The following is a 15,423-nucleotide window of genomic DNA, read 5'->3' on the forward strand; positions in this document are numbered from 1 at the left end:
CCATTTTAAAATTGAAATGCTACATGACAAAAAGGCATTCCCTCGAGCCCAGCCCCCTGCGGGAGTGTCCTGAGCCGAGCGAATGCCCGGTGTTCCTTCACTCAAATCATCTACAACTCGACCCGCCGTCTCTCTCTCGCCGAAGTCAGGCAGGCTTCCAGCACGGCCATGCCCTTGACGGCGTCGGCCGGGGCGAAGCGCTGCGGACGTTCGCCAAACACAGCGGCGGCGAAATCGTCCAGCTCGGCCACGTAGGGATTGACCGCCTCCGGCTTCTCCGTACGTTTCTCCCCGCGCACGGTGACGGTAAACGCGGCGTCCTCTCCGCCGGCGGTGAAAGCCAACGGCAGCTCAATCGTCCCTTCCGAGCCGACGATTTCCAGCAACTGACGGTGTTCCGTCCACATGCCGCAGTCGAACGTCAGCCCAACGCCGCCGGGGAATTCCGCGAGCCCGGAAGCCATCATGTCGACGCCGCCGTGCCGGTCGGAGAACTGGGCCAACACCGTGACCGCTTCCGGCTCTTGGCCGAGTAGGAACCGCGCCGCGCTGAGCGGGTAGCAGCCGACATCGTACAACGAGCCGCCGCCCCATTCCGGCTTCAACCGGATGTTGGCTAGATCCTCGGCGTTGTTGAACGTAAACGCCCCGCGGATCGCGCGGAGTTCGCCGATCTCGCCGCTGTCCAGGATGGCGCGAATTCGACTCCAACGCGGATGATGGCGGTACATAAACGCTTCCGCCAGCACAACGCCAGCTTTGGCGGCGGCTGCCGCCATTTCTTCGGCCTCGGCGGCCGTCAGCGCGATCGGTTTCTCGCATAACACGTGCTTGCCGGCCTCGATCGCGCGAATCGCCCATTCTTTATGTAAATGGTTAGGGAGCGGGATATACACGGCGTCGATATCCTTATCCGTAAGCAGCTCTTCATAGCTGCCATATGCTTTAGAGATGCCGAATCGATCGGCAACCTCCCGGCTTTTGTCCAGGTTGCGACTGGCGACCGCAGCAAGGCTACCCGTGGCAGACTGCTGAATCGCCGGCATCACTGCATTGATCGCGATGCCTGCGCCGCCGACGATCCCCCATCGCAGTTGACGATTGTTGCTATGTTCCATGGTTTGCACCCTCTTTTCCCGTAGTTGTCCCCTTCATTGTACCTGTCCGGCGATAGCAAGTATAGAGTCCGTCGCCTGATGAAAAACGCGGGAACGGGGAATAGTAACCAATGAAAATGGGATCACAACTACACTTCAGCCAAGGAGACGATCGACCTCATGGAAAATCTGCACGAATTCGTCGAGAAGGTTCAGGATCAGCAACAGAAGCAAGCCAAGAATAAAAAACGCGGCCACGGTAACCCCGCCGGTCAGCTTTCGACCAAGCAGCATAGCACGCAAAAATAACCTGCGCAAGAAAGCCGCTCACAGGACCCTGTGCAGCGGCTTTCGGCTTTTTTCCACTTATCCCTCGTACTTATCTTCGCCGGAAATAAATTCGTTTAACGCCTCTCCGCCTTCGGTACGGTGGTTCTTGATCGTGGCCAAGCGGCCGTTATCCGCTTCTCCTCCATTACCGGTCGTTTGGTTCTGCCCGTTGCTGCTGCCGTTTCCGGTGCCGGGTTTCCGTTGTTGCTTGTTATTTTCCATGTCGTTCTAACCTCCTGAGCGTTTGATAATGGATGGGAAAGGTCGCTCTGCCTATTCCTTAGGTTAGCGTTTCTTCCCCGGGCCGTTTTTATTCTGGCAGTTAGACTGGACTTAGGTCCAGTTTCTCGGCTCCCCTAGAGACTGAAGTCATCCTTGCGCTTTTGTAGTATGCTGTTATCAGTTAAGTACATAGGCAAAGGAGATTGGATATGAATTTGAATAAAAAATCATGGATCGGTCCCGCGCTCATCTTGCTCGGTATCTACCTCCTCTTCTTCCGCAAGGAAGCGATCAGCGCGGGAACGCTATTCGGCAACTTCTGGCCCACCTTATTTGTCCTTCCGCTCGGCTTGTTCTTCCACTGGATGTATTTCTCGGTGACCGATCGCAAGGCAACGGGACTCCTCATCCCCGGAGGAATCCTGTTCACCGTGGGTCTCGTCTGCCAACTAGCTACGTTGTTCAACAGCTGGGAGTATTTGTGGCCAGGTTTCATTCTGGCCCCGGCCGTCGGTTTGTTCGAGTTCTATTGGTTCGGCAACCGCAACCGGTACCTGCTGATCCCGATCAACATTTTGACGGTGCTGTCGCTGTTGTTTTTCGCCGTGTTCTCGCTAGGTTCGCTGTACAATCGGCTGATCTTCGGTCAGCCCGTTCTGGCCATCGCCTTGATCGCCATCGGCGCAGGCGTCATGATCGCCCCAAGGAAACGACACTAACCGTTTCGTCAAAACGCAGAAAGAGCCGTCCGGCATCAACCGGGCGGCTCTTTGTTTGCGTTTAGGGTTTAGGGTTGCCTTGTTGCCCAAGGCTGACGTTCGGTTCGCACCGTCTGACCGGATCGAACGGCTTCCTCAAGCATCAGCGAGAGGTATTGGTCCTGTGCGGCCTCCGCTAGGCTATAGAAAGAGGGGCCTCCCTGCACGTAACGTCCCATCCGGTCCAGGCTAGTGGCGATGGCGATCTCTTCGTCGCTGAGCCGCCCGGGACGGAACGGATTCTCGTAGACCCAGTCCGGGCCGGCCAACACACCTTCGTGGTAATAACCCAAGAGGCTGCCGTCTTGGCCGGCATCCACCCGGCGCAGCTGCAGCTCCACCGGGGTGCGGTAGTCACGGAGATAGCGTAGCTCCGTGCCCTCCATTTCACCCCGGTCTCCGCGCACCAGCACGCGATGGCGTCGGATCGGCGAGAAATATTGATCGTAGGTGAAATCGAACAAGGCCGTCCGCTCGCCGAAACGCAGCAGCGCGATTGTCTGGGCCGAGGAGACGATCCGCTCCTCGGTCGGCCACCCGCCGCGGCCGGGGCCTTGCACCAGCGGGGAAGTAATCTGCTCCCCGCGAATCTCCGCTTCCTCGAATCCCACTCCGAGCAGCTGCCGGATCAAGCTGATGCCGTGGTAGCCATGCCCCGCGGAGACCTGCACATGCGACACCTCGCCCAGCAGGCCGGATCGTGCAATGGCTAAGCGGGCCGCATGCATCGGCTGGAACAGGAACTGCTCGGCCACCTGGATTTGTGCTGCGGGGCCCACCGCTTCATAGAGCCGGTGCAGCCCGTCCAAATCGGCCGCCGGCGGCGTTTCCGTCAAGACGGGGATGCCCGCCTCGCTGAGCCGGATCAGGAAGTCCGGCGTGACTGCGCGGGGCAGCGACAACACGGCGAAATCGAAGTTGCGCCGCTCCAGGAACGCCTCGAGACGCGAAGTAACCGGGACGCCCCAGATTTGGGCGGCTTCCCGGCCTTTCGCTTCGTCCCGCATATAGATCTCGCTGACTTCAAAACGCTCCGGCAGCGCGCGGGCAATCCGCAAATAAAACTCTGCCCGCCAGCCTCCGCCGATTAGGCCAAACCGAATCTTGTCCATCTCGTCCTTCGCCTCCGCCTCATGTTAAGCTAACGCAAGCGAAGGCAGGGATCGCGAGGTTGCGCCGCCATCGTTCAAAGAGTCAGAAGGTGAGAACGACGGCGATGCCCAGCGCGACAATGCGCGCCGCATTGGTCAGCAGGAAATTTTGCACCGACAAGCCAAACGTAAACTGCTTGGTAGGCTGTGCGGTAAACGTTTTGATATTTTTCGACACCGGCACCACGGTAATAAGCACCAGCAGCAGGATGAACGGGTTAACCCCCAGGATGGCTAGTACAACCACATCCACGTAGGCCGCATAATAGAGCAGTTTAAACAGGATCAGCGCCGGTCCTTTCCCGATGTACACCGGCAAGGTGTAGCGTTTATTTTCGATATCCTCTTCCATATCGCAAATGTTGTTGGCCAGCATGATGTTCGCGATCCCGAGGATCGCTGGAATGGAGATCAGGAATACCAACAGTGTCTCAATTAAATGGACCTGCAGCGTCACCGTGCCGCCTTCCAGCGTCAACGACGCCAAACGGTCGCCCGCATGGACGTAAGCCGATACAAATATAATAACAAATCCCATGAACAAGCCGGAAAATATTTCGCCCAGCGGCATTCGGGAAATCGGAATCGGCCCGAAGGAATACAAGATGCCCACCGCAAACGACAATCCGCCGAGCAACAGCAGCAGCCACCCGGTTTGAAGGAACAGGATCACCCCAGCAGTCACCGCGATGAGAAACATTAAGATAATCAAGGTCAGCACCGCCGCCGGATTCATGTTGTATTTCACGATCGCGTTGTGCGTTTCGTACCCGTAGCCATGCTTGCGAGCAGCTTTTTTGTAATCGTAATAATTATTGATCGCTGTCGTGGTCATGTCAAAGCTTAACAGGGAAATTAGCATGAGCACAAAATGCCAAGTTTCGAATACATGGAACCGGTAGACGGCGTAAATCGTGCCGAACAACAGCGGAATCATGCTTGCCGCCTTGGTCTGGATTTCGACCAGCTTGAGAAATTTGGTGATCGCCATTCTCCATCATCCTCTTTTTTGTCTAGTTAAAAAGAAGATATCTTATTTTTGAAATAATGGCTGTTGGATATGTCCTTGACAAACGCGCATGCCCAAGGCTTGAACTCCCGCCGGTTTGCCAGACCCGATTGGTTAAGCTAAAATGCAAAGTAAGTCGTACTTACAACCGATTGAAGAGGGGTTCGCATATTGTCTATATTTTCTAGAGAAGATTGGATCGGATCATTGATTTTTCTCCTCGTTCTGGGCGTCGTCGCCGTTTGGAATCTACGGAAAATGAGTTCCGGGACGTACGACCTCAAGGCGCTGCGTAAACGTGGCCTGATGTGGACCGAGGTGGCGGTTGCCCTGTTCCTTCTGCAACTGCTGCTGCGCAAAGGGGACAACCGTTTTCTGCTGATCCTCGGTATGGTAGTGCTGTTTGCCGCAAGCCAGTGGCTGGGGGCTGTTTATTTAGAACGAAAAGAAAACAGAGGCACGAAGAAGTAGGTCAGCTGGGCAGCGGCATGTTCCGTTCGGCGGTAAGCCGGATGGAGTCGCCGCCCCGTTTAACGTCATACATCGTGGCATCGGCAAGTCGGAGCATGTCCTCCAAGCTGGCATCCCCGTCCGGCGACATACTAATGCCTATACTTGCCGAAACGCCAACTTGAATTCCGCGGTACATATAACCTTCAGCCAGGCTTGTCCGAATGCGTTCCATGACTTTTAAGACTCCGTCCTCACTCAAGTCCACTAATAAAATGACGAATTCATCCCCGCCCAAGCGGCACACCATATCCTCGGACCGCACCAAAGAAACAAGCCGGCCAGCGATATGCTTTAACAATTCATCCCCGGCTTCATGCCCAAATGTGTCGTTCACTTCCTTAAAATTGTCCAGGTCCAGAAACATCAACGCCACCGGCTCGCCCTGCCCCTTCACTTCTGCAAATCTTGAGGCAAACTTCGTCCGGTTCGCTAGTCCGGTCAGCTCATCGTGAAACGCCAAGAAATGAATCGTTTCCTCCAGATGCTTCCGCTCGGTAATTTCGATGACGACTCCTTCCAGGCGCACGAGGTTCCCAAGCGAGTTGAAATGGGGCCGCCCTCGGCCCTGAATCCATTTAATCTCCCCGTCCGGCCGAACGATCCGGCACTCGATCACCGAGCTGGACCTTTGGATAATCAATTCCTGCTGGACCTCGTAGAACAAGCCTAGATCCTCGGGGTGGATCATCGCCTGCAAACGGGTGACCTGACCCTTCAAGCTTTGGTTCGAATACCCGGTAATTTGCTCAAAACCGTCGGAGACCTCAAGTTCCATTGTACTGAAATCATAGGTCCAGATTCCAACGGATACGCTTTCAAGGATATCGCGCAAACGCCGCTCGCTGTCTTCGGCGCGTTGGGACAATTTCTTGGTTACCAGGATATAGATGGCCGTGAACAAAAGGATAAACAATCCGTAAACCAAGAAATACATAGCGTCGTTCAGATTCAATTGTCCGCTGAATAACAGCTCCCTGTGGGCAAAAACATAATATAGCCCCGATCCCAAGTGAAGCGTGCCTGCCAAGACAACCGCCGCATAATTGAGATAAATCAAGCTGAGGAGCGGCAGCAATCCCAAAAATATATAACTCGTCACGGTCATGTCCTTCATGACCATCACGTTGAGATAAACGGACAGCATGACGATGGTCAGTACCATCGTAAAACGCGGCCATTTGCGGCTGCCGACCATTCCGCCCAGCACCAAGAGCATCGAACCGCCCAGAAGCGGGATTTCCGCATCGAGGTTCCGGTTGACGATCATGAGGAGCAAACTGGAAATGGCAAAAAAGCCAGCGAGCAGCCTCAGCATCCAGACGTTCTTGTTATGAATTTGATGGGTATCCATCCATACTTTACCCCCTTGATGTGAGGCTATACCACAACCCTAATGGCTGGAAAACTTTAGGTACAAAGCACTACGTCTAAGGAAATATTATACTACAATCACAAAATAGTGCTACACGTTTTTGTTGACAAACATTGACATAAAAAAAGCCGGAATCGATCTCCGGCTTTGGGCTTCTTAATTTTGGCGAGGGAAGTTTCGCGTTAAGGAACGTATTGCTGCACGATCCGCACGACTTGGCCGTCCTTAAGAGTCAGATGATAAGGAAATTGGCTAAGGTCGAGCAGATCCGTATTCCGGAACAACTCGCTGAATTTCTGCAAGGATACCGCTTCATCCCCCACGATCTCGATATCCTCCGGCTGACCGGTGCGGTCATAAATCTGCAGCCGAACCTCGGCATTCGGAGAAACGGGGTACGCGATCGCTTCCTCGGTGTCATTCACGATATAATAGCCGTCCGGCGGTCCATCGATCCCGGCATCCGGTTCGCGTTCAGCGAAGATGGCCGATGCTTCTCCCCCCTGATACCACAAGATCGGATCTCCGGTCAGCGTTCCACCGCCGGTTCCAAGATCGACTGCGCTCAAATAGACCGTGATCGTCTCCGGGACCCGGATCTCCGCCGTCCCGACAGCTGTTGTTTGGTTCCCCGCTCCAGCAAGGAATCCTGCCGATGCCGGTGCCTTGGCGTCGAACGCAGGCAACATCACAACCAGCGCTAATGGAAGCAGCGCTGCAAACCAGTTTTTCATCTCAGGTCCGCCTTTCCATGTTCAGCACATCAGGCGATCGAATCGCCTCAGGATATCCATTGTATGGCTTACACGTTCATTATATGACGGCCCGCCGAAAAAAGGGTCTCACCCAGGTTAAAACGGGTAACAAAATCTTCTTCATTTCCTTAGTGCGCCGGGAAAAAGGCCAGTTGGATCACGAAGATCACGCCAAATACGTAAAGCAGCGGATGAACCTCCCGCCCTTTGCCGCTGACCAGCTTCATCACGGGATACGTAATGAACCCGACGGCGATGCCGGTGGCGATGCTCGCGGTGAGCGGCATCATCAAGAGAATGGCAAAGGCCGGAAACGCCTCGTCGAACGATTTCCATTGAATCCGGGCCAGCCCTTCCATCATGAAACATCCGACGATGATCAGCGCGGGGGCGGTGATGGCCGGCAAACCCGAGATCGCTCCGACCAGCGGCGAGATGAACATCGACAACAGAAACAGAACCGCTACGACGAGCGACGTCAGCCCTGTGCGGCCGCCTGCAGCCACGCCGGTCGTCGATTCAATGAAGGCGGTCGTCGGGCTTGTGCCGAACATCGAGCCGACGGTGGTTGCCGTCGCATCCGCAAGCAGCGCGGCCTTGGCCCGCGGAAGCTCTCCGTTCTTCATTGCGCCGGTTTGCTCGGTGACGCCGATCAGCGTGCCGGTCGTATCGAACAACGTCACGAGCAAAAACGCGAATACGGTCGTATACAACCCTTGGCTAAAGACGCCGGACAAATCCAGGTCGAAGAACACTGGGGCCGGAGGTACAGAGACAAAGCCGTCCAATTTCAGCTGGCCGGTGAAATAGCCGAGCACCGCGGTCAGCGCCATGCCGATGAACAACGCGCCGGGAATGCGGCGGGCCATTAGGACAAGCGTGACAAATACACCAAACAAGGTCAGTAAAGTCACCGAACGGTGCAAATCGCCGAAAGTGACCAGATTGTCTGGATTGGCCACAACGATACCGGACATTTTTAGGCCTAGAAAAGCTATGAATAACCCGATTCCCGCGGTAATCCCGAACTTTAACGAATCGGGAATCGCGCGAATTAGCGCTTCCCGCAGCTGGGTCAAGCTCAACAGCAGAAACAGCACGCCGGCAAAAAACACCGTGCCGAGCACGGTCTGATAAGACAAACCAGTGCTGGCCACTACGCTGGTAAAATAGGCGTTTAACCCCATGCCGGGCGCAATGGCGATCGGATGACCGGCGAACATCGCCATAAACAGCGTGCCTGTTACGGCAGCAATGACCGTCGCCATGAAAACTTGATCAAACGGAACACCCGCGGCGCTAAGCACCGCGGGGTTGACCACCAGGATGTAAGCCATCGCCAAAAAGGTGGTTAACCCGGCGAGCAGCTCGGTTCTGATGGTTGTTCCGTGTTCTTTTAGTTTAAAAAAACGTTCCATAAAAACAGATACCCCTTTTCCTTATGTACTCTCTTGTTGACAGTATAGCCATTCCGTTCGCATGTCTTCCCTTTAAATGCCTACTGTTTCCGACTTGCTCAGGTGTCCGTCCAACCCTTCGCGTTATTGCGCACAACCTCCGCTAGGAGATCCAGCCATTCCTGCTGATCGTTCAGGCAAGGGGCGACCGTTAAACCGTCGCCACCCGTAGCGCCTTCGGTTCGGGCAGCGAAGTCCTCCCTCGCTTCGACCCCCAGTTCATGCAGCGTCTCCAGGCAGTCGGTCACAAACCCGGGCGCGTAGACCAGCGGGCGTTTCGCCCCGCTGTCGGCCAAACGCTGCAGTTGTTCTCCCGTGGAGGGGCCCAGCCAGGTTTCCGGACCAAACCGCGATTGGTACGCAAGGTCCCATTGCTCCGACGTCCAGCCCATGGCCTCCGCCAAAAGGCGCGCGGTTTCCCGGCACTGCTCCGGGTACGGGTCGCCGCCATTTGCATAACGCTGCGGAATGCCGTGAAAGCTGAGCAGGAACCGGTCCGGTGGTTGGGGAAGGCGCTGCAGCAGCGACGATAGATGCATTTGCATTGCGCGAATGTAGCCGGGATGGTCGAAGAACGCACCCGCCAGGCGCAGCTCCGGTACGAACCGCTTCGCGGAGGGCCCCGTGCGCCGATCCTTGCCGAGGGCAGCGAAGCAAGCCGCATCATAGATAGCGGCGGTGGTCGTTGACGAGTACTGCGGGTACAGCGGCAGGACGAGGATGCGGTCCGCCCCCGCCGCTTCCAGGCGGCTCATCGCCTGGGCGATGTCCGGTTCGCTGTAGGCGAAGCCCAGCTCGACCTTATAACGGTCGCCGAGCCGCTGCTGCAGGCCGGCTTGCTGGAGGCGCGAGATCGAAAGCAAGGGCGACCCTTCGTCCCCCCAAATGCTAGCGTACAATCTGGCCGAGCGCTTCGGGCGGACGGCTAGGATCACGCCGCGCAGCAGCGGCTGCCACAGCAACGGCGGGTAATCGATGACGCGCCGATCGGATAGAAAACGGCGCAAAAAGGGTCGTACCGCCTTGGCGGTCGGCTCAGACGGCGTGCCGACTTGCGCCAGCAACACGCCGATCATGCGGGAAGATGTGGATATCATCGACTCACTCCCGTTCAGAATGGATCTTGTTCCTATGCCATCATCCCTGTTCACCGCCCGATGTTCAATCGAAATCCGCAAGTTTTCCAGAATGTTCACATTTAGGAGGGGCAAAAAAACCGGCTCGGCGGAAATCTCTCCACCGATCCGGTTTCTGCCAGCCTGAAGCAACCCAGACTGTTATTCCCTAGATGTTAACGCACTTCCGGTTGAACCTCCGGCTTGAATTCCGGATGGCCGGCCGCCGCTTCTTGCGCTTCATCCGGCGCGTAGGTACGCCGCAGGAACAAGCCGATCAACAGCGCCACCACGCCGACGTACATGGAAATCGTAAAGGCATTTTGCATCCCGGACACCAGCGCGTTTCCAAGCTCCGCCGGATCCTGCGGATTGGCCGCTGCTTTCAGGTAACGCTCCTGGCCGTGCGAGAAAATGCTGATGAACAGCGCGGTGCCGATCGCGCCGGACACCTGCTGCAGCGTGTTCATGATCGCGGTGCCATGCGGATACAAGCTGCGCGGCAGCTGATTCAGCCCTGTGGTTTGCCCGGGCATCATGACCAGCGAAATACCGATCAGCAGCGTGATATGCAGAGTAATAACCTCACCTGTCGAGCTGGCCGTCGTCAATCCACGCATAAACCACAAGGTGGCGATGACGATGATGAGTCCCGGTGCGATCAGCGCGCGTGGGCCGAATTTATCAAACAGTCTGCCCGCTACCGGCGACATCAGGCCGTTGATAACCCCGCCGGGAAGCAGCACGAGCCCGGCTGCGAACGGTGCCAACAGCAGTGCTCCTTGGAGGTACATCGGCAGGATGATCAGCGTTGAGAACAATGTCATCATCATGACCATCAGCAGCACCGCCGATAAAGCGAACATCGGGTATTTAAAGACGCGAACGTCCAGAGTTGGCTCGGAGACTTTCAATTGCCGCCAGACGAATAAAACCAAAGCGATAAATCCAACAATCAAGCAGGCATAAACGACCGGACTTGACCAGCCTTCCCCTTCCCCTGCATGGCTGAAGCCATACACGATACCGCCGAAGCCGACCGTCGACAGCAGAATAGACAGCAGATCCACCCGCGGCTTCGTCAGTTCCGAGACGTTCCGCAAATAAAGCGCGCCGTAGACGATGGATAGCACCGCTAAAGGGATGACCAGATAAAACAGCCAGCGCCAATCCAATGCGTCCAAGATGAGACCGGACAAGGTAGGGCCGATCGCTGGACCAAACATGATGACCAGGCCGATGGTGCCCATGGCCGCGCCTCTTTTTTCAGGAGGATAGATCGTCAGAATGGTGTTCATCATCACCGGGAGCAGCAGCCCCGTCCCGATCGCCTGAATGATCCGCCCTAACAGCAGCACAGCAAACGAAGGCGCGATCCCGCAGACGACGGTTCCGATCAGGAACAGGATCATCGCCGACAGGAACATCTGCCTAGTCGTAAACCATTGGATCAACAGCGCCGTAATGGGCACCAGAATCCCGATCACTAACATATAAGAAGTAGAAAGCCATTGTATGGTTGAAGCCCCCACCTTCAGCTCCTGCATGAGGTCGGTGTAGGCTACGTTCAGCAAAGTTTCGTTCAAAATGGACACAAAGGCCCCAATGACCAGGGCAATCGTAATCGGCAGACGCCTGATCCCTTCTACACCGGATCCTTGACCCGATGTCAGCGTTGACGTATTCATTTGTAGGGTTACCTCCACATCTTCCTATTTTGGACTTTTTGTCTCTAGTAAGGTTTATATATGAACAAGGCAAGGCTTGCCTTGGAGTTTGACTCGCTTTCCTATTAGACCATTCTATATATAAAATTTAAAATATAACACCGCGAAACTCCTTCCTCCTCCACCCGAAGGTCCTAGAAACGAAAGGTTCAGGATGGAAAGAGTCGCGGAATCAGTCGGGCTGCCGTACGCAGGGGCTGGCTGCTCTTCTGCGTCAGACACATGATGATCGAGCCTTCCACGATCCCGTTGATGAGGAGCGCAAGGTCGGCCGATTCTTCCTCGCTATAGCCGGAGGCGGTAAACTTCTTCTCGAATTCGGCAATCCAGGCGTTATATACTCCGCAGCAGGCTTGACGTATATTCTCGTTACTGCGGGCGGTCTCATGAGCGACAATGCCAATCGGCACCCCCAGCTCCGCATCCTCGCGGTCGTAGTTATCCGCAATGAGGGTCAGCAAGGCTTGTACGGCCCCGACTGCATCCGATGTCGCATCCAGTACCGCGCGAAGACTCGCTAACGTTACGTTCTTCGTATAACTTACGGCTTCACATGCAAGCTGTTCTTTGCCTTCAGGGAAATGGTAATACAATGACCCTTTAGGCGCACCGCTCATTTGGGTGATTTGATTCAGGCCCGTTGCGTTATAGCCTTGGTTCTGCAACAGCTTTGCCGTCGTTTCGATCAGCAGCTGCCGGGTTGGGTTCTGATTGGACATGCGCACCGGTACCTTTCCGCATAGATTAGACCGATCGGTCTACATGATGATAAACGATATCCAAGTCTGGTGTCAACACTTCAGGTCCGGTACGCCCATTTTTTATAACCGAAGGTACATCTCATGCAGGCGAATCTTATCGCGCACGAATCCATGCCGATCCAGGAATCCTTCTAGCAACGCATTGTCGGGAGTGGAGGCGGTGAATTTCACAAAACCCAGCTCCTCGCGGGCGGCGTTTAGCAGCCGGGTGGCAATGCCCTTCCCTCGATACCGGTGGCTAACGATCAGCAGGTTGATCTTGCCGCTCGAACTGATGGAGAGCCCCCCTACCCATTCGCCGTTCACCCGGAAACCATAATATGCGTTGGAAGAACTCAGTTGCTGGTATTCCAAGTCGTTCTGCCAGTTAATGTGAAAATACTTCCAAGCATCCACCATGTCGGCAAACGCCTCAAACTCGATCCGCTCTACCGATCCTCCCGCGGAAGCCCCAAGCGGGGCCTCCAATCGGGATGCATCGGGAAGCGTGTAGAACGAGACGTCGTAAACGCGGCGGTATCCTCGCTTCAGATAAAAGGCGATCGCCCGATCGTTTCCGGCGATGACTTCCAGAAACAACTGTTTGCATCCGGCCCGCTGCGCTTCTTCTTGGTGTAGATCCATCAGCCCCGCGCTTACGCCCTTGCCCCGGTATTCCGGGCTTACGGCCAGCGCACCGCAGCGCAGGGTCTGGACGGATTCATAAACCTTGTTGCCGCCTAGGACAACACCTACAGGTTCTTCTCCGTCAAGAGCCACGAAGGAATGCTCCAGCGCGTTGCCTTCCGGACCGAAAAACCGCTCCGCAAACTCCGCTTCGGTCAGGTTAAATTGGATGATGTAATCGGCGAATCCACGCAGAAACGCCTGATAGATCGTCCCCATTTCCAGCTCCGTGCCTCGTTCGTATCGAATCATCACCAAATTCTCCTTCGTCGTATTACCATGCATAGGCTTTGGGCGCTTCTCCGCCCGGACCCGGGAAGATCTCGTCAATCGCCTTCAGCGTCTCCTCGTTCAGCTCAACGTCAACAACCCGCAGCGACTCCTCGAATTGCTGCAAGGTCCGCGGCCCGATAATCGGCGCCGTGACCGCAGGATGGGCTAGCGTCCAGGCCAAAGCCACCGTAGCCTCCGATTCGCCTAGTTCGTTGCATAGTTTGCTGAACCGCTCCAGTTGGGGACGCAGCATTTCGACCCGTTCACCCTGTCTGGCCGTTCGCGAGCCAGGCTGCGGATTCAAATTGCCCCCGAGAATGCCGCCGTCCAGCGGACTCCACGGAATAACGCCGATTCCCAGCTCTTCGGCCGCCGGCAGAACCTCCAATTCCGGCAAGCGGCAAAGCAGACTGTATTTATGCTGCTCGGATACCAGCCCCAGCGCTCCACGGGTTTTGGCTTCATATTGCGCCTTTACAAGATCACGCCCGGCGAAATTGCTGGAGCCGACGTAACCGATCTTGCCTTGTTTTTGCGCTACCTCAAAGGCATTCCATAACTCCTCCCAGGTCACGTTCCGGTCGACATGATGCATCTGGTACAGTTCGATATGGTCCGTGCCGAGCCGCCGCAGCGAATCGTCCAGGTGGCGGCGAATTTTATAAGCCGACAAGCCGGAAGCGCCTTCATTCGGGTCTACTGCCGGATCGCTCATGGCCCCGTATACCTTCGTAGCCAGCACTACCTTCTCTCTCCGGCCGCCGCCTTGCGCGAACCAGCGCCCGATGATCTCCTCGGTCCAGCCGCGATGCTCAACTCCACCGTAGACGTTGGCCGTATCAAAGAAATTGACGCCGGCATCGATCGCCGCGTCCATGATCTTAAACGCTTCCTTCTCATCCGTCGTCGGACCAAAATTCATCGTCCCCAGACACAGACGGCTCACCTTCAAGCCGGTTCTTCCCAAACTGGCGTACTTCATGTCAACAACCTCCTTAACGATTTGGTAGGATAGGTACAATTTGAATGAATACAAACCCATTATATACCAAATTGAGAAGCAGACAACCCAAAAATCCCCGGCCTAGTGGCCCGGGGATTCGTTTGTACTGCCTGTCGACGGCGGAGGAACGGGGCGAAGCCCCGCCGGCTCTGCGTCCGGATCGGTTTCGACATAATGCTTGAGCAAGGACAGCTTGTTCTCCCAGAAACGCTCGTAGTACTCCAACCAACGCTTTAGTTCCAGCAGCGGATCCGCATCCAGACGATAACGCGTCTCCCGCCCGACCTTGCGCTCCTGCACAAGTCCGGCTTCGGCCAAGATGCGCAGATGCTTGGATACTGCCGTACGGCTCATCGGAAACCGGCCGCTGATATCCTTCAGCGGCAGTTCCCGCCCGCCTAGAAGCTGCAGCAGCTCCCGGCGCGTCGGGTCCGCGATCGCCTGGAACACGTCGTGTTTTGCAGAGGCCGCCTCCCCCATGGCTTACACCCGAACGTATTCGGCCAGCTTGCCCACCATACCGGCCCAGCCTTGATCCATGTTGCCGCGAACGACTTCGTGCGGTTGGCCGAACTCGGTAACTTGGTCGGCGGTCCAGCCGCCGTGAATCAACGTGAATTCCGTTTGATTGTCCTTCTCTTCCAGTTCAAACGTGAGCGTCCAATCCTTGCCCCAATGAAACGATAACCGGCGCGGCGGATCCAGGACTGTCACCTTGCAGGGGGAATCCCCGAAGGGACCGGCATGCAGGACAAATTCATACCCCTCTACCGGCTGGAAGGTATTCGGCATGAACCAGGCCGCAATCCCCTCCGACGTTGCAACCGCCTCCCATACCCGGGAGATGGGTGCATTTAGCAGAATCGTATGCCGAATGTCCGGCAGCTTGCCTGTGTTATTTTGATCCATCATCTATTCTCCTCTTTGCCAAAATATTTATTGGATTTATATGAAACCAAATGGTTTCCTAATAAAACGATTATATGACACCATTAGGTTTCATGTCAACAATAGAAGTACAACCCATTCGGAGTCGAACCCGGAATCGTGCCGTAGCCCCCTTAGCATCGCCCCCGCCACTCCGAAACATGCCCGCACGATAGAATAACCTCACTCGGTGTCCAACCTCGGTCTACCTACTACCCCCAACTCCCCCGCCCACATAAAAAATCCGCATCCCCTGCGATAAGCAGCGATGCGGATCTTTCATACGA

General features: G+C 55.7%; 17 protein-coding genes. 3 read left to right on the plus strand and 14 right to left on the minus strand.

Annotation, left to right across the window (positions count from 1 at the left end):
- Window positions 1-110 precede the first annotated feature (110 nt).
- Window positions 111-1,118, minus strand: a complete 1,008-nt coding sequence (locus KJS42_RS05840) for a Gfo/Idh/MocA family protein (RefSeq protein ID WP_213622273.1) — start codon at window positions 1,116-1,118, stop codon at window positions 111-113.
- 159 nt (window positions 1,119-1,277) lie between these two features.
- On the opposite strand from KJS42_RS05840, the gene KJS42_RS05845 reads away from it, so the two are divergent.
- On the plus strand, window positions 1,278-1,406 hold the full coding sequence (locus KJS42_RS05845; RefSeq protein ID WP_155604938.1) for a DUF4023 family protein: 129 nt from the start codon (window positions 1,278-1,280) through the stop codon (window positions 1,404-1,406).
- A 57-nt stretch (window positions 1,407-1,463) separates the two neighbouring features.
- On the opposite strand, the gene KJS42_RS05850 is transcribed toward KJS42_RS05845, so the two are convergent.
- The gene (locus KJS42_RS05850; RefSeq protein WP_213622274.1) at window positions 1,464-1,649 is read right to left on the minus strand and encodes a hypothetical protein; all 186 of its coding nucleotides are present in this window, start codon (window positions 1,647-1,649) and stop codon (window positions 1,464-1,466) included.
- A 209-nt stretch (window positions 1,650-1,858) separates the two neighbouring features.
- Here KJS42_RS05850 and KJS42_RS05855 point away from each other — a divergent pair, with 209 nt between their 5' ends.
- Entirely contained in the window at window positions 1,859-2,368 is a 510-nt protein-coding gene (locus KJS42_RS05855; protein ID WP_193417036.1) for a hypothetical protein, read from the plus strand.
- A gap of 68 nt (window positions 2,369-2,436) precedes the next feature.
- Here the strand turns inward: KJS42_RS05855 and KJS42_RS05860 are convergent, their stop codons facing one another.
- Window positions 2,437-3,519 (minus strand): Gfo/Idh/MocA family protein, encoded by a 1,083-nt coding sequence (locus KJS42_RS05860; RefSeq protein ID WP_213622275.1) that lies wholly within the window; start codon window positions 3,517-3,519, stop codon window positions 2,437-2,439.
- 82 nt (window positions 3,520-3,601) lie between these two features.
- Window positions 3,602-4,549, minus strand: coding sequence for a 1,4-dihydroxy-2-naphthoate polyprenyltransferase (gene menA, locus KJS42_RS05865; RefSeq protein ID WP_213622276.1), 948 nt, complete (start codon window positions 4,547-4,549; stop codon window positions 3,602-3,604).
- 189 nt (window positions 4,550-4,738) lie between these two features.
- Here menA and KJS42_RS05870 point away from each other — a divergent pair, with 189 nt between their 5' ends.
- Window positions 4,739-5,038 carry a hypothetical protein gene (locus KJS42_RS05870; RefSeq protein ID WP_155604861.1) on the plus strand — a complete coding sequence of 100 codons (300 nt, stop codon included), beginning with the start codon at window positions 4,739-4,741 and terminating at the stop codon, window positions 5,036-5,038.
- A gap of 1 nt (window position 5,039) precedes the next feature.
- Here the strand turns inward: KJS42_RS05870 and KJS42_RS05875 are convergent, their stop codons facing one another.
- The 10 genes from KJS42_RS05875 to KJS42_RS05920 form a co-directional block, all read right to left on the minus strand.
- Window positions 5,040-6,431 carry a sensor domain-containing diguanylate cyclase gene (locus KJS42_RS05875; protein ID WP_193417033.1) on the minus strand — a complete coding sequence of 464 codons (1,392 nt, stop codon included), beginning with the start codon at window positions 6,429-6,431 and terminating at the stop codon, window positions 5,040-5,042.
- A 203-nt stretch (window positions 6,432-6,634) separates the two neighbouring features.
- Complete coding sequence (locus KJS42_RS05880; RefSeq protein ID WP_213622277.1) at window positions 6,635-7,186, minus strand: hypothetical protein; 552 nt, start codon at window positions 7,184-7,186, stop codon at window positions 6,635-6,637.
- Between the two features lie 149 nt (window positions 7,187-7,335).
- Window positions 7,336-8,625 (minus strand): NCS2 family permease, encoded by a 1,290-nt coding sequence (locus tag KJS42_RS05885; RefSeq protein ID WP_213622278.1) that lies wholly within the window; start codon window positions 8,623-8,625, stop codon window positions 7,336-7,338.
- 98 nt (window positions 8,626-8,723) lie between these two features.
- Complete coding sequence (gene hemH / locus KJS42_RS05890; RefSeq protein ID WP_213622279.1) at window positions 8,724-9,761, minus strand: ferrochelatase; 1,038 nt, start codon at window positions 9,759-9,761, stop codon at window positions 8,724-8,726.
- A gap of 194 nt (window positions 9,762-9,955) precedes the next feature.
- A complete protein-coding gene (locus KJS42_RS05895) occupies window positions 9,956-11,467 on the minus strand; it encodes an MDR family MFS transporter (RefSeq protein WP_213622280.1) in 1,512 nt (503 codons plus the stop codon).
- Window positions 11,468-11,655: 188 nt separating this feature from the next.
- Entirely contained in the window at window positions 11,656-12,225 is a 570-nt protein-coding gene (locus KJS42_RS05900) for a TetR/AcrR family transcriptional regulator (RefSeq protein WP_213622281.1), read from the minus strand.
- A 102-nt stretch (window positions 12,226-12,327) separates the two neighbouring features.
- Window positions 12,328-13,185, minus strand: a complete 858-nt coding sequence (locus KJS42_RS05905; RefSeq protein ID WP_213622282.1) for a GNAT family N-acetyltransferase — start codon at window positions 13,183-13,185, stop codon at window positions 12,328-12,330.
- Window positions 13,186-13,207: 22 nt separating this feature from the next.
- Window positions 13,208-14,188, minus strand: coding sequence for an aldo/keto reductase (locus KJS42_RS05910; RefSeq protein WP_213622283.1), 981 nt, complete (start codon window positions 14,186-14,188; stop codon window positions 13,208-13,210).
- A gap of 102 nt (window positions 14,189-14,290) precedes the next feature.
- Window positions 14,291-14,689, minus strand: a complete 399-nt coding sequence (locus tag KJS42_RS05915; protein WP_193417025.1) for an ArsR/SmtB family transcription factor — start codon at window positions 14,687-14,689, stop codon at window positions 14,291-14,293.
- A gap of 3 nt (window positions 14,690-14,692) precedes the next feature.
- Window positions 14,693-15,118, minus strand: coding sequence for an SRPBCC family protein (locus KJS42_RS05920; RefSeq protein ID WP_155604850.1), 426 nt, complete (start codon window positions 15,116-15,118; stop codon window positions 14,693-14,695).
- Window positions 15,119-15,423 lie beyond the last annotated feature (305 nt).

It is taken from the genome of Paenibacillus sp. J53TS2, assembly GCF_018403305.1.
GTDB classification, from domain to species: domain Bacteria; phylum Bacillota; class Bacilli; order Paenibacillales; family Paenibacillaceae; genus Fontibacillus; species Fontibacillus rhizolycopersici.